At 72.8% G+C, this 15,934-nt stretch carries 18 protein-coding genes; 9 read left to right on the top strand and 9 right to left on the bottom strand.

All coding sequences use genetic code 11. The annotated features are described in order from the left end of the window. Position 1 precedes the first annotated feature (1 nt). Complete coding sequence (locus ACIPK4_RS09860; RefSeq protein ID WP_402310704.1) at positions 2-1,081, bottom strand: Zn-dependent alcohol dehydrogenase; 1,080 nt, start codon at positions 1,079-1,081, stop codon at positions 2-4. Positions 1,082-1,115: 34 nt separating this feature from the next. Beyond that, the gene (locus ACIPK4_RS09855) at positions 1,116-1,988 is read right to left on the bottom strand and encodes a MaoC/PaaZ C-terminal domain-containing protein (protein WP_402310702.1); all 873 of its coding nucleotides are present in this window, start codon (positions 1,986-1,988) and stop codon (positions 1,116-1,118) included. Positions 1,989-2,279: 291 nt separating this feature from the next. Between ACIPK4_RS09855 and ACIPK4_RS09850 the strand changes: the two genes are divergently transcribed. After that, positions 2,280-2,696: a DNA-binding response regulator gene (locus ACIPK4_RS09850; RefSeq protein WP_402311763.1), complete on the top strand. Its 417-nt coding sequence runs from the start codon at positions 2,280-2,282 to the stop codon at positions 2,694-2,696. A gap of 162 nt (positions 2,697-2,858) precedes the next feature. Here ACIPK4_RS09850 and ACIPK4_RS09845 read toward each other — a convergent pair whose 3' ends face one another. Genes ACIPK4_RS09845 through ACIPK4_RS09835 form a run of 3 tightly spaced genes read right to left on the bottom strand, consistent with a single transcriptional unit; the run spans position 2,859 to position 6,765 of the window. Beyond that, positions 2,859-3,374, bottom strand: a complete 516-nt coding sequence (locus tag ACIPK4_RS09845; protein ID WP_402310700.1) for a YcxB family protein — start codon at positions 3,372-3,374, stop codon at positions 2,859-2,861. A 43-nt stretch (positions 3,375-3,417) separates the two neighbouring features. Continuing rightward, complete coding sequence (locus ACIPK4_RS09840; RefSeq protein WP_402310698.1) at positions 3,418-4,611, bottom strand: lipid-transfer protein; 1,194 nt, start codon at positions 4,609-4,611, stop codon at positions 3,418-3,420. Positions 4,612-4,623: 12 nt separating this feature from the next. Next, positions 4,624-6,765 (bottom strand): acyl-CoA dehydrogenase, encoded by a 2,142-nt coding sequence (locus ACIPK4_RS09835; protein ID WP_402310696.1) that lies wholly within the window; start codon positions 6,763-6,765, stop codon positions 4,624-4,626. A gap of 161 nt (positions 6,766-6,926) precedes the next feature. On the opposite strand from ACIPK4_RS09835, the gene ACIPK4_RS09830 reads away from it, so the two are divergent. Beyond that, on the top strand, positions 6,927-7,325 hold the full coding sequence (locus tag ACIPK4_RS09830; RefSeq protein ID WP_402310695.1) for a hypothetical protein: 399 nt from the start codon (positions 6,927-6,929) through the stop codon (positions 7,323-7,325). Positions 7,326-7,393: 68 nt separating this feature from the next. Here the strand turns inward: ACIPK4_RS09830 and ACIPK4_RS09825 are convergent, their stop codons facing one another. Together ACIPK4_RS09825 and ACIPK4_RS09820 are read right to left on the bottom strand one after the other, a co-directional pair. Beyond that, entirely contained in the window at positions 7,394-7,654 is a 261-nt protein-coding gene (locus ACIPK4_RS09825) for a DUF397 domain-containing protein (protein WP_402310692.1), read from the bottom strand. Further along, the gene (locus ACIPK4_RS09820) at positions 7,614-8,462 is read right to left on the bottom strand and encodes a helix-turn-helix domain-containing protein (RefSeq protein WP_402310690.1); all 849 of its coding nucleotides are present in this window, start codon (positions 8,460-8,462) and stop codon (positions 7,614-7,616) included. Before ACIPK4_RS09820 ends, ACIPK4_RS09825 begins: the two co-directional genes overlap by 41 nt. Before the next feature lie 135 nt (positions 8,463-8,597). On the opposite strand from ACIPK4_RS09820, the gene ACIPK4_RS09815 reads away from it, so the two are divergent. From ACIPK4_RS09815 to ACIPK4_RS09790, 6 genes are all read left to right on the top strand, one after another. Further along, positions 8,598-9,014, top strand: coding sequence for an ATP-binding protein (locus tag ACIPK4_RS09815; protein ID WP_402311761.1), 417 nt, complete (start codon positions 8,598-8,600; stop codon positions 9,012-9,014). Positions 9,015-9,088: 74 nt separating this feature from the next. Beyond that, positions 9,089-10,102 (top strand): polyprenyl synthetase family protein, encoded by a 1,014-nt coding sequence (locus ACIPK4_RS09810; RefSeq protein WP_402310688.1) that lies wholly within the window; start codon positions 9,089-9,091, stop codon positions 10,100-10,102. A 277-nt stretch (positions 10,103-10,379) separates the two neighbouring features. Then, positions 10,380-11,021 carry a class I SAM-dependent methyltransferase gene (locus ACIPK4_RS09805; protein ID WP_402310687.1) on the top strand — a complete coding sequence of 214 codons (642 nt, stop codon included), beginning with the start codon at positions 10,380-10,382 and terminating at the stop codon, positions 11,019-11,021. A 179-nt stretch (positions 11,022-11,200) separates the two neighbouring features. After that, entirely contained in the window at positions 11,201-12,184 is a 984-nt protein-coding gene (locus tag ACIPK4_RS09800; protein ID WP_402310685.1) for an N-acetylmuramoyl-L-alanine amidase, read from the top strand. Positions 12,185-12,320: 136 nt separating this feature from the next. After that, the gene (locus ACIPK4_RS09795; RefSeq protein ID WP_402310682.1) at positions 12,321-13,124 is read left to right on the top strand and encodes a hypothetical protein; all 804 of its coding nucleotides are present in this window, start codon (positions 12,321-12,323) and stop codon (positions 13,122-13,124) included. Between the two features lie 103 nt (positions 13,125-13,227). Further along, positions 13,228-14,238, top strand: coding sequence for an LLM class F420-dependent oxidoreductase (locus ACIPK4_RS09790; protein ID WP_402310680.1), 1,011 nt, complete (start codon positions 13,228-13,230; stop codon positions 14,236-14,238). On the opposite strand, the gene ACIPK4_RS09785 is transcribed toward ACIPK4_RS09790, so the two are convergent. Both ACIPK4_RS09785 and ACIPK4_RS09780 read right to left on the bottom strand, forming a co-directional pair. Then, the gene (locus tag ACIPK4_RS09785; RefSeq protein ID WP_402310677.1) at positions 14,235-14,663 is read right to left on the bottom strand and encodes a hypothetical protein; all 429 of its coding nucleotides are present in this window, start codon (positions 14,661-14,663) and stop codon (positions 14,235-14,237) included. The genes ACIPK4_RS09790 and ACIPK4_RS09785 overlap by 4 nt on opposite strands. Positions 14,664-14,813: 150 nt before the next feature. Further along, complete coding sequence (locus ACIPK4_RS09780) at positions 14,814-15,461, bottom strand: hypothetical protein (RefSeq protein WP_402311759.1); 648 nt, start codon at positions 15,459-15,461, stop codon at positions 14,814-14,816. 133 nt (positions 15,462-15,594) lie between these two features. Here ACIPK4_RS09780 and ACIPK4_RS09775 point away from each other — a divergent pair, with 133 nt between their 5' ends. After that, on the top strand, positions 15,595-15,897 hold the full coding sequence (locus ACIPK4_RS09775; RefSeq protein ID WP_054223238.1) for a hypothetical protein: 303 nt from the start codon (positions 15,595-15,597) through the stop codon (positions 15,895-15,897). Positions 15,898-15,934 lie beyond the last annotated feature (37 nt).

The raw sequence follows: 15,934 nt of genomic DNA, 5'->3' as shown, positions 1-15,934 counted from the left end.
CTCAGAGTTCGATGCAGGTGCGCAGGGCCACGCCCGTGCGCATCTGGTCGAGGGCGTCGTTGATCTCGGCGAGGTGCACCCGGTGCGTGATCAGGCTCTCCAGGTCCACCCGGCCCGCCCGCCAGAGCGCGATGGTGCGCTCGTACGAGCGGAGCACGTCCCCGCCCCCGTACATCGACGGCAGGATCTTCTTCTCGTCGAAGAACAGCGAGAACATGTTGACCGAGTAGTTGTCGTCGAGCGCGCCCGCGCCGACCACGACGACGGAGCCGCCGCGCCGGGTCATCTCGTACGCGGTCTGCGTGGTGGCGGACTTGCCGACGACCTCGAAGACGTAGTCGAAGCCCTCACCGGCCGTGATCCGGTTCTTGGCGTCGGCGAAGGCCTCCGGTGCGACGGCCTCGGTGGCGCCGAAGCGGAGCGCCGCCTCGCGCCGGGAGGCCACCGGGTCCACGGCGACGATCTGCGCCGCGCCCTGCACCTTGGCGCCCTGGATGACGGAGATGCCGACGCCGCCGCAGCCGATGACGGCGACCGAGGACCCGGCTTCCACCTTGGCGGTGTTGATGGCGGCGCCGAGGCCGGTGGTGACCCCGCAGCCGATCAGCGCGGCGATGTCGTACGGCAGGTCGTCCGGGATCGGCACGGAGCAGGAGGCGGGCACCACCATCTCCTCGGCGAAGGTGCCGGTGCCCGCGAAGCCGAAGACGTCCCCGGCGCCGGCACGCCGGAAGTTGGGCGTGGCCACGTTCGCGAAGGATTCCAGGCACAGGTGGCCCTGGCCCCGCTTGCAGGCGGGACAGTGTCCGCACGGCGGCAGCCAGCAGACGAGGACCCGGTCGCCGATGGCGTGGGTGGTCACCCCGTCGCCGACGTCGACGATCTCACCCGAGCCCTCGTGGCCGGGGACGAAGGGGGCGGGCTGGGGCAGCACGCCGCTCATCGCGGAGAGGTCCGAGTGGCACAGGCCGGTGGCCTTGATGCGGATCCTGACCTTGCCGGGGCCGAAGCCCACGGCCTCCATGTCGTCGACGACCTCGAGCTTGTCCTGGCCTATCTCGCTCTGCAGTGCTGCGCGCACGGTGCGGCTCCTTGTGTGTCGCGAAGGTCGGGCGTTACGCGTGTTCGACGACGGTGTCGGCGAGGACCGGCGCGTCGTCCCGTTCGACGGCGGTCACCGACACCAGGACCCGGCCGGGCTCCTCCCACATCCGGATCCGCAGGGTCTCGCCCGGGAAGACGATCCCGGCGAAGCGCGTGCGGTAGGCGCGGACCCGCGAGACATCCCCGCCCAGCGCCGTGTCGACGACGGCCTTGAGGGTCATCCCGTACGAGCACAGGCCGTGCAGGATCGGCCGGTCGAAGCCGGCCAGCTTGGCGAACTCGGGGTCGGCGTGCAGGGGGTTCCAGTCACCCGACAGCCGGTACAGGAGCGCCTGCTCCTCGCGGATGTGCCGCTCCTCGACCCGGTCGGGGGCGCGCCCGGGCAGTTCCTCCGACACGGAGGGCCCCCGCTCACCGCCGAAGCCGCCCTCTCCCCGTACGAAGATCTGCGCGTCGCTGGTCCACAGCGGCCCGTCGGCGTCCTCGACCTCGGTGCGCAGGACGATCACGGCCGCCTTGCCCTTGTCGTAGAGGGCGGCGACGCGGGCGCTGGAGGAGGCCCGGCCCTTGACGGGGATGGGCCGGTGCAGCTCGATGGACTGGCCGCCGTGCAGGACGTTGGCCAGGTTGACGTCGATCCCGGGTGCGGCGAGGCCGCCCAGCATGGCCATGCCGGCGCCGGCGACGGTCGCGAAGCTGGGCAGGACGTGGAGCTTGGACTCCAGGGTGTAGCGCAGCTCGTCGGGGTCGGTGGCGGGGCTGGCTTTGCCGGGGTTCGTGCCCGCGCCGAGTCCGAGGTGGTAGAGCTGGATGTCCTTGTGGTCCCAGGCGATCTCCCCCTGGCGGGGTTCTGCGGCGAGGGCCCTGGCGGCATCGATCGGCATTGAGGATGCTGCTCCTTGTTCGGTTCCCGTTGCTTGGAAGAGCGTGGAAGACCCCGGTGCGGCCGTCCGCACCGTCGGCCGCACCGAGGTCGTATGCGGGACCGGTTCCGGAAACGCGTAGTTCTAGAACGCGTTCTAGGATCGGTGAGGCATGTATAACGCACGCCCCACCCATTGGGAAGACTCCTGACTCCACGTCAGAGTGGCTTCGGCCGAGGCGTGTTGCCGGACCGCCGAGGCGTGTTGCCCGCCCCTCGCAGGGCGGGGCCCTACGCTGGCGGGGTGGACGAGATGCCCCGGAATTTCCGTACGGCGAGGTCGCTGCGGGTCCTGCTGGCGGAGGGCCCGGGCGTGTCGGCCGGCGCGCTGGCGGTCCTGCTCGGGCTGGAGCCGGACCTCGCCGTGGTCGCCCGGGTCTCCCCCGGTGCGGACGTGGGCGCGGCGGCGCTGACGGCCCGTCCGGCGGTGGCGCTGGTGGACGCGGACCGCCCGGACGTGCTCGCGGAGGTGGCGGCGGTGTGCCGCGAGGCCCCGGAGTGCCGGGTGCTGCTACTGGCCGGGTCGGCCCGGCCGGGCCTGGTCGAGGGGGCGCTCGCCGCGGGCGCGGCGGGGGTGGTGCTGCGGGACGACGCCCCCGCGGCACTGGCCGACGCCGTCCGCCGCGCCGTGACGGGCGAGGCGGTCACGGACCCGACGCTCGAACCGTAGGGCTGCGGGGCGCAACGGCCCTTCCCGGCCACCGATGTGACCGCTCAAGATGTGGCCGCTCAAGATGTGACCGCTCACAGTGTGCCCGGCTGCGGACCACGGCACGGACGTCGTGCACCAGGACATCGACAACCTCTGACCGAGGGCGGCCGGGCCCGGTCGCTACGAGCCGTCGCCCGCGCGCGCGTGGGCGAGGGCGGACAGGCGGTCGCTCTCGCCCGGGGCGGTGAACAGCCGCTTGGGCAGCGCCACGAGGCAGGTCCGGCGGCGCGAGCGGCCCATGAACACGTGCACCCGGGACGTCTCGTGGTACGAGCGCACCTCGTCCCAGGTGATCCGCAGGGACTCCGCGCCGCGGGACACCTCGATCCCCGCACCGTCCACCACGGCCTGCTTCTCCTCGCCGGCCCGCCCGGTGCGAAAGCCCCGGGCGACCGCCCACCGGGGGAGCACCAGCAGTGCGACGAGGCCGTACGCCAGCGCGACGGCGAGGGGGACGGGGTGCACGGTCAGGCCGTGCGGGGACGGCGACACGCCCGCCGCGGCCAGGAACACCGTGCCGAGAGCGGCCACCGCCCGCCCCCTGCGGAACAGTCCGGCGGCCCTGGCGGCCTCGGTGTACTCGTCCCGCGTCACGTCGCCGGTGGCCCGGAAGCACGTCTGTCGTATGTCGCTCACGGGGGCGGAGCCTATCCCTCCGCGCCGGGGCCCCCGAACGGGGTCAGTCCCGCCGCAGGAGGGTGACGACGGCCGCCCCGCCGAGGCCGATGTTGTGGGCGAGGCCGACGCGGGCGCCCGCGACCTGCCGCGGACCGGCGGCGCCGCGCAGCTGCCAGACCAGTTCCGCCGCCTGCGCGAGGCCCGTCGCACCCAGCGGGTGGCCCTTCGAGATCAGGCCGCCGGAGGGGTTCACCACCCACCGCCCGCCGTACGTCGTCGCGCCCGACTCCACCAGCTTCCCGCCGCCGCCCTCCTCGCACATCCCCAGCGCCTCGTACGTCAGCAGCTCGTTGATCGAGAAGCAGTCGTGCAGCTCGATCACGTCCACGTCCTCGATGCCGAGTCCGGACGCCGAGAACACCCGCCGTCCGGCAGCCGCCGTCATCGGCCTGCCGACCACGTCGATGCACGACCCCGATGCGAAGGACGCCTCCGTGTCCGTCGTCATCGCCTGCGCGACGATCTCCACCGCCTTGTCGTGCAGCCCGTGCCGCACGACGAACCGCTCGGACACGACCACCGCGGCCGCCGCCCCGTCCGAGGTCGGCGAGCACTGGAGCTTCGTCAGCGGCTCGTGGATCGGCTTGGCCGCCAGGATCTCCTCGACCGTGTACACGTCCTGGAACTGCGCGTTCGGGTTGTTCGCCGAGTGCCGGTGGTTCTTCGCCCCCACCGCGGCGAGCTGCGCGGCCGTGGTCCCGTACCGCTCCATGTGCTCGCGCGCCGCGTTCCCGAAGATCTGCGCGGTCGGCGGCGACATCTCGAAGCCGTGCCCGGCGGCCATGATCCCGTAGTGCCGGGCGACCGGCGAGGTCTTGAAGTCGGAGCCCGCGTCGGCGCCGCCGCCCAGCGCGCCCCTCTTCATCTTCTCGAAGCCCAGCGCCAGCACGCAGTCGCTGATCCCGCCCTCCACGAACTGCCGGGCCATCATCAGCGCCGTGGACCCGGTGGCGCAGTTGTTGTTCACGTTGTAGACGGGGACCCCGGTCAGCCCCAGTTCGTAGGCGGCCCGCTGGCCTGCCGTGGAGGCCTGGAAGCAGTACCCGACCGGTACCTGTTCGACCAGGTCGTAGCCGATGCCCGCATCGGCCAGCGCCGCCGTCCCGGCCTCCTTCGCCATGTCCCAGTACTGCCAGTCCCTCGACTCCGGCTTCTCGAACTTCGTCATGCCGACGCCCACGATGTACGACTTCATGCCCGACAACTCCTAGTCCCTGGGAAGGCCGAGGATCCGCTCGGCCACGACGTTGAGCTGGACCTGCGTGGTGCCCCCGGCGATCGTCAGGCAGCGGGACATGAGCATCCCGTGCACCGCCCGCTCCCCCGCCCCCTCCCGCACGGCGCCCGCCGGGCCCAGCAGTTCGAGCGCGAGCTCGGCGGTCCGCTGCTGGTGCGGGGTCTGGACGAGCTTGCGCACGGACGCACCGGCCCCCGGCTCCAGCCCCGACACCTGCTGGAGGGTGGTGCGCAGTCCGATGCAGGCCAGGGCGTGCGCCTCGGCGGTGAGCGCCCCGATCCGGGCCCGGTAGGACCCGTCGAGTTCGGCGGAGCGGGCGATCAGCGCTTCCAGCCCGGACGCGAAGGTCATCTGGTCGGCCATGTGGACCCGCTCGTTGCCGAGGGTGTTGCGGGCGACCTTCCAGCCGTCGTCGGGGGCGCCGACGAGGGCGTCCGGGGGCAGCAGGACGTCGTCGAACCAGACCTCGTTGAAGAGGGCGTCGCCGGTGATCTCCTTGAGGGGGCGCACGTCGATGCCGGGGCTGTTGCGCATGTCGACGACGAAGTAACCGAGCCCCTTGTGCTTGGGTGCGGCCGGGTCGGTCCGGGCCAGCAGGATCCCGAAGTCGGCGCTGTGCGCGGAACTCGTCCACACCTTCTGCCCGTTGATCTTCCAGGAGCCGTCCGGTGTCCGCTGCGCCCTGGTGCGCAGCGAGGCCAGGTCGGAGCCGGCCCCCGGCTCGGAGAAGAGCTGGCACCAGGTGACGTCCCCGCGCAGGGTCGCCAGGAGGTACCGCTCGCGCTGCGCGTCCGTCCCGTAGGCGAGCAGTGAGGGCACGACCCAGGTGGCGATCCCGAGGTCGGCGATCTTGACCCCGGCCGCCGCCAGCTCCTGCTGGACGACGAGCTGTTCGACGGGACCGGCGCCGAGCCCGTACGGCGGCGGCAGGTGGGGGGCCGCGTAGCCGGTGGGGGCCAGGATGCGGCGGGCGGCGGCCGGGTCGAGGCCGCGCACGTCCTCGATGGCGGCCTTGGCCCGCTGCCGGTACGTCTCGGCCCGCGCCGGGAGTTCGAGGCGCAGCTCGCGCCGCGCGCCGGCGGCCGCGAGCCGCACGGCCCGGATCCGGTGCCCGTCCCCGGCGCCGAGCAGCTGGCGGGCGACGATCGCGCGCCGCAGGTGGATGTGGGCGTCGTGCTCCCAGGTGAAGCCGATCCCGCCGAGGATCTGGATGCAGTCCTTGGCGCAGGAGTAGGCGGCGTCGAGCGCGGTCCCTGCGGCCAGGGCGGCCACGAGCGAGCGGACCTCGGCGGGCTCGTCCGGCCCGGCCGCCGCCCGGGCGGCGTCCCAGGTCAGCGCCCGGGCCTGTTCGAGGCGCACCAGCATGTCGGCGCACAGGTGCTTGATCCCCTGGAACCGCCCGATGGGCCGGCCGAACTGCTCGCGGGTCTTGGCGTACTCGGCGGCGGTGTGCAGCGCCCAGGCGGCGGTGCCGCAGGCGTCGGCGGCGAACAGGGTGCAGGCCAGGTCCCGGACGAGCGCCGCGTCGAGGTCGAGGAGACGGCCGGGGGCCACGGTGACACCGCGGGCCCGCACCTCGGCGGTGGGCCGGGTGGGGTCGGCGCTGTCGTGGGTACGGATGTCCAGTGCGGCGGCGTCCACGGCGAACCAGCACGTGCCGTGCGCGGCCTCGGCGGCGAGCAGGACCAGGTCGGCCTCCCCGGCGCCGAGCACCGGTGGCGCGAGGCCGTCCAGGAGGTGTCCGCCGCCCTCGACGGCGACGGCGCTCAGGGTGCCGGGGCCGAGGGCGACCGCGCCGACCCGCCCGGCGAGGGGCTCGGCCCCGGCCCGGTCCAGCAGTACGGAGGCCAGCGCGCTCGGCAGGTACGCCCCGGGCAGCGCCGCCCGGCCGGCCTCCTCGATCACGACGGCGAGGTCGAGCAGGGTGCCGCCGTCCAGGTGGGGCTCCAGCAGCCCGGACTCCGCCAGCGCGTCCCACCAGGCGGGCCGCACGCCGGTCCGCGGCGGGCTGTCGAGCAGCTTGCGCACCTCCTCGGGCGGCACGGTCCGCGCCACCCAGCCGCGTACGGCCTCGGCCAACTCCCGCTGTTCCCCAGTGATTCCGATGCCCATGGGCAGGCAGGCTAGAACACGTTCCATTCTGACGGAAGGTCGGAACGAGAACGTGTTCTCCCGGGCCCGCCGACAGCTGTCCCGGGGCCGGGGGATGCCGCACCGGGTGGGTGCGGTGTGATGGACTGCGCTCCGTTCACCGTTGGCCACGAGGGGGAGACATGACCGCTGACGCCGCGGCACCGCACACGCCCGGGCCCGCACCTGCGGCGCCGGCTCAGGCCGAGAAGAAGCGCCGGGAGGCGAGCCGCATCGAGGGGTGGTCGGTCGCGTGGATGCTCCTGGCCTTGGCCCTCTGGGGAGGGTTCGCCTTCCTGATGCTGGCCGACTACGGCCCCGAGTCCGGGGGCCGGGCGGTCTGCCGGGGCCCGCTGGCCGGCGGCCCGTCGACCAGGGACGCCGTGTGCCGCGACGACGTACTGCGCCAGTGGCCCGCCCTGCTGGGCGTCCTCGCGCTGACGCTCGTCGCCACCGTGATCGCGGCGGCGACCATGGTGTACGCCAAGGTCCTCGCGCGCCTGGCACCGGAGGAGGGGCCCGCCGTACGGCCGCAGGACTGAGCCCCGCCCGGCCGGTCACGGCCCGCAGGCGCACCGACCGCCCGGAACGGCCCTGTGCACTCCGCCCGTTACAGGGCCCCCACGAAGGCGGCGAAGGCGGCAGGGCTCACGGTGAAGACGGGCCCGCCGGGGTTCTTGGAGTCCCGCACGGCGATCAGGCAGGGCTGAGCGGCGACCTCGACGCAGTTGCCACCGGTGTCACCGCTGTACGAGGCCTTGCGCCAGGCGACGGGGCCGAGGGGGGCGCACTCGACGCAATCACCGCCGGTGTCGGAACTGTACGAGGACTTACGCCACCGCGCGCTCGTCAGGTCCTGGATGGTGTCCATAACGCTCCTCCATTACGCGGGCGATCAGCGCCGCCGAGTCCTCCACGGAGAGAGCGGCGGCCTGCAAGTGATCGTAACGGAGCGAACCCTCCCTGAGAGCCTGCGGATTGGCCGTCATATGGCCCTGGACGAAGTCCTCCGTATAGACGAGGTCCGGATCGTCATCGAATCGCAGGAGACTGAACTCGCCCATCAGTCCGGCATGGGCGCCCGCCTCGAAGGGCAGGATCTGCACCTGCACCCACTCCCGCCTCCGCAGAGCCAACAGGTGAGCGAGTTGGTTCCACATGATCTCCCGGCCGCCGATCTCCTGGTGCAGCACGGCCTCACTCATCACCACCCACATCAGTGGCGGGTTCTCTCGGTCCAGGATCCGCTGCCGCTCCATCCGGGCGGCCACCTTCGCATCGAGGTCCCCCTCGGTCCGCACCCTCAGCACCGCCCGTGCGTACTCCTCCGTCTGCAACAGCCCGTAGACCAGCTGCGCTTGAAACGAAGAGATGTAGGCCGCCTTCGCCTCCATCTCCGCATACGGCTGGAACCACGTCGGCAGCTGGCTCCTCAGCACCAGCCCCACCAGCCGGGAGAACGCCCCGTTCGTGTCGAGCGCCGCGTCCACCCGCTCCGAGAAGTCCCGGGTCGGGACCTTCCTGGCGGTCTCGATCTGCCCGATCAGCGAGGCCGTGCAGAAGACGATCTCCCCCAGCTGCCCCTGTTTCAGCCGGGCCTCCTCCCTCAGGCGGCGCAGTTCCGAGCCGTAGTAGTCCAGCGGAGAGGCGCTGGGGTCGAGATCGCGGATGTTGACCATGAGGAGGTCACCCCCAAGTACACGCCGTGCGGCGTTCGTTTCGGTCCGTAGCCGAGCGTAACCACCTCGCTTCACGCTGGTGACGTGAATCACGTAACTGAGCACTCAGCAACCGGGGTTGGCGAGAGCTACCGGATGGGCTTCACCGTCGGTGAGCATTCGGCCCGGCACATGCGCCGCATCCTCCGCATCTACCTGACCAGTTGGGGCCTCGCCGGGCTGACGCACGCCGCCGAACTGGCGCTGACGGAGCTGGTCGCCAACGTCGTCCGGCACGTGCCCGGACGGTCCTGCTCGGTGCTCATCCTGTGCGGGCCGGAGGGCTTGCGGGTGGAGGTGACGGACTGCTGTCCGGACCCGGTGCGCACGGCGCGCTGCGACGACGGAGCGCTCGGCGAGGGCGGACGCGGGCTGCTCCTGGTCGAGGCCGTGACCGACCGGTGGGGCGTGGAGCCGACGACCGGAGGCAAGACGGTGTGGTTCGAGTGCGACGCACCACTCCGCCGCGAAACAACAAGGAGGCGAACCGGACATGGCCGGAAATCGCTCTAGATACCCTCGGTATCAAATGATCCAATCTGGGGCGCTCACGCCACCCCAATTCACCTCCGGGAAGGAAATCATCCGTGAATTGCCTCACGTACGTGGACCTGCACCGACAAGTCTCCTTCGACATCGACAAGGAAATGGAGACCGCCCTCCTCAGGCTCGCCCCCGCCTCGGGGTCGAGCGCCGCCAAGAGCGCGGTGGGCAAACTCCTCCGGCATCAAAAAATGCGGCACCCCCTGTCGGTGCTCCCGATGATGGTGCACGCCATCGAGACGGGTGAGCACGGCCCGGCCGTCCCGCTGTCCGTCGTGCACCTGCTGTGGTGGACCTCGGCCTGCTACCTCGATGACCTGGCAGACGGCCACGGAACGACCGCTTCCGACAGCCTGGACCAGAACGAGGCCCTCCTGGCTTCCGTACTCGGCGGAACGGTCCTCCCGATCCGGATCATCCAGTCGCTGCCGGTTCCGGTGACGGTCCGCGGCGCACTGACGGCGGAGATCGCGACCGGCTGGGCGGTGGGCGCCGAGGGACAGCTGATGGATATGGCGGGGGACGTCCGGAACGCCACCCGGAACTCCGTGATCGCGGCCTATCGCGGGAAATCCGGCGGCCCCTACTCGATGATCACGGCGATGGCGGCGATATTGTCGGGCGCGAGTGACGAGAGAGTGGAGTTGTGGCGGGAGTTCGGCTTCATATTCGGCATACTTTGGCAAATATTCAACGACCAGGAGGACATCCTGTCGGGCCGCAACGAAGACCTGCTCAACGGGACGGTCACGTATCTGCTCGCCTGCGCCCTCGACGACGCCCCCGACCTCAGGGCCCGCGCGGAGCTGCTCGACCGGTGCGCCGCCGCCCGCCATGCGGAGCAGGCGCGCACGGAGCTCACCCGCCACCTCCTCGCGCCGGAGGTGCTGCACCCGTACTCCGCGGAGCTCGACGCCTTCCGCAGGGAGGCCCACCGCCTGCTCACCGTCCTGGGCGGGCACGAACAGCACGTCCCGGTCATGCGGCACCTGGTGGACCACGCCGCGCAGATGCTGCTCCGGCCGGCCCTCGCCGCCGCGGTCCCGGCCACCGTGTAGGCCTCCCGCCGCACGCCGGGTCCCCGCCCGCCGTTGCTCCCCGCCTCGGGCGAACGCCCGCTTCCGCCCGAGCCGACGCCGCCACCGGAGCCGGTCCCGCCGGCCTTCGGGGCACGGGGGGGCGTGGGCAGGACCACCTGCAGCGGCCCCGCACACCGCCGCACCCGCCCCGGAGGGGCCCCGACCTGCCGCGCTACCAGCGGGTAGGGCACCATGGGCCGCCCACCTGCACCACGCACCCCACCCCACCCCACCCCACCCCACCCGGGAGGAACACATGGCCACCCCCAAGCCGGAGATCCTGGCCGCCTTCGAGGCCGCCAAGGGGTTCATGCCCGTACGGGAAGGGCTCGCCCTGTACGAGGCGGCCGTCGCCGCGGCGGGGCTCGGGCTGCCCCTCCTCGAAGTCGGCACGTACTGCGGGCGCTCCACGATCCTGCTGGCCGACGCCGCCCGTGAGGCCGGGGTGGCCGCGATCACGGTCGACCACCACCGGGGCAGCGAGGAGCAGCAGCCGGGCTGGGAGTACCACGACCCGTCCGTCGTGGACCCGGAGGTCGGCCTGATGGACACCCTCCCGACCTTCCGCCGCACCCTCCACACGGCGGGTCTCGAAGAGCACGTCATCGCGATCGTGGGCCGCTCCCCGCAGGTCGCCGCGGCCTGGGGCGGCAAGCTCGGCTTCGTCTTCATCGACGGCGGCCACACCGACGAGCACGCCGGCGGCGACTACGAGGGCTGGGCCCCGCACGTCGCCGAGGGCGGCACGCTCGTCATCCACGACGTGTTCCCGGACCCGGCCGACGGTGGGCAGGCCCCGTACCGGATCTACCTGCGCGCCCTGGCCTCCGGCGCCTTCGAGGAGGTCTCGGTGACCGATTCCCTGCGCGTCCTGCGCCGCATCGCCCCGGGCATCTGACCCCCATCGCCCGGCCCCGCCACGGCACGGGACGCCACGGCACGGGACGGGGCCGGGCCGCGGCCGGGCCCAGGGTGGGCCCTTCCGGGCGATGCGGGCACATAAGCGGATAACCGCACCACGCCCCCGGATGGCCCACGGTCCGCTCCGGCGGGAGGGCCCCGGTCTAGGCTCGCGGCGTGCGCTACGACGACAGACCCCCATCCCCCGAGTCCGCCTCCTCGGTCAGCCCGGAGCGGCGGTGGTTCGTGCGCCGCTCCGGCCTCGCCGTCGGTGCGGCCGTGCTCGCCCCGACCGCCCTGGCGGGGTGGGTCCTCGTGCAGCTGACGACCGGGGCGGGGGCGGACGACGCCCGCCCGCCCCGGATCGTGATGCCGGCCGCCTCGGCTTCGACCACCGCCTCCACCTCGGCCTCCACCTCCGCCTCGCCCTCCGCCTCGCCCTCGGCCGCCGCCCCGCAGAGCGACCCGTCCCCCTCCAAGGGCCCGCTCGCCGGCCGGACCGTGGTCATCGACCCCGGCCACAACACCGGCAACTTCAAGCACACCGACGAGATCGACCGGCAGGTCGACATCGGCACCAACCGCAAGGAATGCGACACCACGGGCACCACCACCAACGCGGGTTACATGGAAGCCGAGTTCACCCTCGACGTGTCCCGCCGGCTGCGTACGGTGCTGGAGGCCAAGGGCCTCAAGGTGGTCATGACCCACGAGGCCGGCACCGCCCGCCCGTGGGGCCCCTGCATCGACGAGCGCGCCCGCATCGGCAACGAGGCCGCCGCCGACGCCGTGGTCTCGGTCCACGCGGACGGCGTCTCCGCGGGCAACCGCGGATACCACATCATCCTCCCGGCCAAGGTCAAGGGCGGCGCCGCGGACACCGCCGCGATCGTCGGCCCCTCGCGTGACCTGGGCGAGCGGATCGGCTCGAACTTCGCCCGTACCACCGGTTCCGCCCCCGCCAACTACCTCGGCAGCGGAACCGGATTGGTCGTCCGCGACGATCTCGGCGGACTCAATCTGTCGACCAGGCCCAAGGTGTTCATCGAATGCGGCAACATGCGTGACGCCAAGGACGCGGCGCTGCTGACGAGTCCGGAGTGGCGACAGAAAGCGGCCCAGGGCATCGCGGACGGCATCGTCGGCTTCTTGGGCGGGTAGTCCCCCCGGGACAGCCTGCCGCCCCGATCCTCTCGGCCGCCGGGAACCTCCGTACCATGGTCCCGCCCGCCCCGCTCCTGCACGTGCGCGACCGCGGCACCACGAGACGACCGAGACCGAGAAGGACACCTAAGACGTGAACATCCGCTCCCTCACTCGAGGCGACGGCGTGGTGATCGGAGCAGCGGCGCTGCTGTTCATCGCCTCGTTCCTCGATTTCTACTCCGCGACCGGCATCGACATGCCGGGCGCGTGGGACACCGACGCATACGGTCTGGTGCTTCCCTCGATCTTCCTGCTCGGCTTCATCGCGGCCGGCCTGCTGATCGCGGGCCGGTTCCAGCCGGAGAGCCGCAAGGTCGCGGGCCTGCCGCTGCCGGCGTGGGGGACGGTGCTCGCGATCGCGTCCGCCTGGTCCTCGCTCTGGGCACTGATCACCATCCCGAGCCGGCTGGACCTCGGCCCGGGCTGCATCATCGCCTTCCTCGCCGCCCTCGCGCTGGCCGGCGTGGCCGTCGCGGGCGCGAAGGTCCCGGCGCTGGCCGGTGCGCTGATGCCCGAGCCGCGGCCCGCGGCGCCCGCGCCGTACGGGGCCCAGCCGCAGCCCGGCGCCGGGTACGGCTACCCGGGCGGCCAGCAGCAGACGCCGTACGGGTCCACCCCGCAGCCGGTCCCGCCGTACGGCGGCACCCCGGCCCCGGCGCCGGCCCCGCAGGACGCGACGCCCGCCCCGGCGGCGGACTTCACCCCGTTCTGGTTCGCGGTCCCGGTGGCCCGCCCCCTCTTCCCCGAGGACGGCTCCCCCACGCCCATCGCCGAACTCGCGCCCGGCACCTGGTACCTGGCGGTGGACCAGCGCGGCCCGGCCACGCTGATCGCCCAGACCCAGGACGGCCGCCGCGGCGTCCTGAACGACACCTCGGGCATCCAGCGCGGCTGACCCGCCCCGCACCCGCCGACGGCCCCCCGCCCTTCCGGGCGGGGGGCCATTGCCCTACAGTCACCTGACGGAGCGTCAGATATGGCTGGAGGGGACGACGTACATGCGCCTCGGACTCGCACTCGGCTACTGGGGCCGCGGCCCCGACCGCGCCCACCTCGACCTCGCCACCGAGGCCGAGCGCCTCGGCTACCACTCGGTCTGGACCGCCGAAGCCTGGGGCTCGGACGCCTTCACCCCGCTGACCTGGATCGCCGCGCACACCTCCCGGATCCGCCTCGGCACCGCCATCGCCCAGATGGCCGCCCGCACCCCCACCGCCACCGCCATGCACGCCCTCACCCTGGACCACCTCTCCGGCGGCCGGATGATGCTGGGCCTGGGCCTGTCCGGTCCCCAGGTCGTCGAGGGCTGGTACGGGCGCCCCTTCCCCGCGAGCCCGCTCACCGCGACCCGGGAGTACGTCGACGTCGTCCGCCAGGCGCTGCGCCGCGAAGGGCCCGTCACCCTCGACGGCCGCTTCCACCAGCACCCGTACCGCGGCACGGACGGCACCGGCATCGGCAAACCGCTCAAGCCCATCACGCACCCGCTGCGCCCGGACCTGCCGGTGCTGCTGGGCGCGGAAGGCCCGAAGAACATCGCCCAGACGACCCGCATCGCGGACGGCTGGCTGCCGCTGTACTGGTCACCGGCCCGCACCGACGTCTACCAGGCCTCCCTGACCGGCCTGCCCGAAGGCTTCATGATCGCCCCTATGGCCAGGGCGAAGGTCTGCGACGACGTCGCCGAGGGCCTGCTGCCCGTCAAGGCCATGCTCGGCTTCTACATCGGCGGGATGGGCCACGCGGCCCGCAACTTCCACGCCGACCTGATGGCACGGATGGGCTACGAGGCGCAGGCCCGCCGCATCCAGGAACTGTTCCTCGCCGGACGCAAGGAGGAGGCCGTGCTCGCCGTGCCGGACGCCTTCGCCGACGAGATCTCCCTGATCGGGCCGCGCGAGCGGATCGCCGAACGCCTCGACCTGTGGCGCAAGGGCCCGGTCACCGACCTCCTCGTGACGGCCCCGGACCCCCACACCCTGCGCGTCCTCGCCGAGCTCAACGCCTAACCCGGCTCCGCCCCGGACGGCGGGACGGCCTCCAGCAGCTCCCGAAGGTCCAGCGGCATCACCGCGATCTCGATGGTCCCGCCGCCCGCGCCGTCCGCACCGCTCCCGTCCGCACCGCTGCCGTACGTGCAGGCCACGATGCGCGAGCCGGGGTTGATGGAGATGCCCTCCTTCACGGACGGCGCCCGCACCCCGGTCGCCCGCCCGCCGGGCAGCGGTACGGGCTCACCGCGCCGGGGCACCCAGCACGGGGCGCCGGGACCGGTGAACACCCGGCCCATCCGCCAGCGGCCCGCACCGGCAGGGTGCCGCGCCATGCACGGGATCCCGTCCGGGGAACCGGCGGCGAGACGCTGCCGCTGCTTGCGCCGCACCAGCCACCCCACCCCGACGACGGCGGCCGCGGCCACCAGGAACTCGATCATCCGCTCATTGAAGCAGGCAGGCGGGCGGGCAGGCCGGACGGGCGACGCTGCCCGTCCGGCCTGCCCCCTGCCTGCCTGCCTGCTCAGCTACCTGACTGGCTGCCTGCCTGGCCGCCTGCCTGGCCGCCTTTCCGGCGTGGAATCCGCGGTCTAACCGCCGCTCAGCTGGCCCGCGCTCGGCACCTTGTCGGTCACCGGCGCGCCCGCGCTCTTACCGGCGTCCTTGACCCCGCCGATGACGCCCTCCAGCGAGCCGATGTCGCCATCGCCGGCATCACCCTTGCGTAGTTTGGTGCCCAGCCCCTTGAGGGACGCGATGCCCGCCGTCAGCGGAGCCATCGCCTTCGACAGCAGCGGGTCGCCCTTGGCGTTGTCCGCCGCCGCCTTCAGCCGGTTGTACGCGAAGGCACCGGCGAGGCCCGCCTTGATCAGCGCGAACGTACGCCCCTTGGCGCCCTTCTTGAACTTGCCCGCACGGTACGGCTTGATGATCCACTGGTATGTCGCCCCCGCCGCGAGGCCCGCGTTGGCGACGAAGCGCGTCTTGGCGAACTTCTGCTTCTCCGCGCTGGTGCTCGGTGAGGGCTCGGCGAGGGCCGCGACCTCCGCCGCTTCCGTCGCCTGCCAGGCCTCGGGCGCCGCCACTTCGGCGGCCGGCGCCGCGGGCACGGACAGGGCCACGTCCTCGCCCCGGCCCCTGCCACCGCCTTCGCTGCCGCAGGCGGCGGCGCCGGCGACCAGTGCGCCGGACACGAGCAGGGCGGTGAGGGCACGTCGGAATCGGGTGGCACTGGGTATGGAAACGCTGCGTTCGGACACGTGGGCCTCCGGGGAGTGAGGTGTCTCCCGCAGCGTCACCCGGGCCCCGGCACTGCGCCACTCGGATGACCCATTCGGGTTTGCCTCACCCCGACGGGGCAAGACGCGCTGCATGCGCACACACACCGGAGTACACGCCCGTGGAGGCGTTCAGGCCGGCCGGGTCGTCGCCGCGGTGGCGGACGTGCTGGCCTTCACGATCGGCCTGTGGATCCTGCTCTACTTCCTCGAAGCCAACCGGGGCAACGGCCTGGTGGAGTTCATCCACGACGCCGCCACATGGCTGGCCGGCTGGTCCTACGACCTGTTCACCTTCGACCACGAATGGGTCCAGGTGGTGGTGGGCTACGGCGTGGCGGCCGTGGCGTACCTCGTCCTGGGCCATTTCATCGCGGGCCGGCTCTACCGCCGCTGACCGCGAGCCCCCTACGGGCAGGCCGCCTCCCCGGGCG

Source organism: Streptomyces sp. NPDC086989 (assembly GCF_044745505.1).
GTDB lineage: Bacteria > Actinomycetota > Actinomycetes > Streptomycetales > Streptomycetaceae > Streptomyces.
Note: the sequence above shows the minus strand (reverse complement) of the source record. Positions and strands in the feature narration are given on the sequence as shown.

What these genes read in the sequence shown, in the direction of transcription:
- ACIPK4_RS09805 (WP_402310687.1), top strand. Translation starts at nt 10,380, where the DNA reads ATGGCCACCCCCAAGCCGGAGATCCTGGCCGCCTTCGAGGCCGCCAAG.
- ACIPK4_RS09825 (WP_402310692.1), bottom strand. Translation starts at nt 7,654, where the DNA reads ATGGACACCATCCAGGACCTGACGAGCGCGCGGTGGCGTAAGTCCTCG.
- ACIPK4_RS09850 (WP_402311763.1), top strand. Translation starts at nt 2,280, where the DNA reads ATGCCCCGGAATTTCCGTACGGCGAGGTCGCTGCGGGTCCTGCTGGCG.
- ACIPK4_RS09815 (WP_402311761.1), top strand. Translation starts at nt 8,598, where the DNA reads ATGGGCTTCACCGTCGGTGAGCATTCGGCCCGGCACATGCGCCGCATC.
- ACIPK4_RS09855 (WP_402310702.1), bottom strand. Translation starts at nt 1,988, where the DNA reads ATGCCGATCGATGCCGCCAGGGCCCTCGCCGCAGAACCCCGCCAGGGG.
- ACIPK4_RS09775 (WP_054223238.1), top strand. Translation starts at nt 15,595, where the DNA reads ATGCGCACACACACCGGAGTACACGCCCGTGGAGGCGTTCAGGCCGGC.
- ACIPK4_RS09820 (WP_402310690.1), bottom strand. Translation starts at nt 8,462, where the DNA reads ATGGTCAACATCCGCGATCTCGACCCCAGCGCCTCTCCGCTGGACTAC.
- ACIPK4_RS09840 (WP_402310698.1), bottom strand. Translation starts at nt 4,611, where the DNA reads ATGAAGTCGTACATCGTGGGCGTCGGCATGACGAAGTTCGAGAAGCCG.
- ACIPK4_RS09790 (WP_402310680.1), top strand. Translation starts at nt 13,228, where the DNA reads ATGCGCCTCGGACTCGCACTCGGCTACTGGGGCCGCGGCCCCGACCGC.
- ACIPK4_RS09835 (WP_402310696.1), bottom strand. Translation starts at nt 6,765, where the DNA reads ATGGGCATCGGAATCACTGGGGAACAGCGGGAGTTGGCCGAGGCCGTA.
- ACIPK4_RS09830 (WP_402310695.1), top strand. Translation starts at nt 6,927, where the DNA reads ATGACCGCTGACGCCGCGGCACCGCACACGCCCGGGCCCGCACCTGCG.
- ACIPK4_RS09785 (WP_402310677.1), bottom strand. Translation starts at nt 14,663, where the DNA reads ATGATCGAGTTCCTGGTGGCCGCGGCCGCCGTCGTCGGGGTGGGGTGG.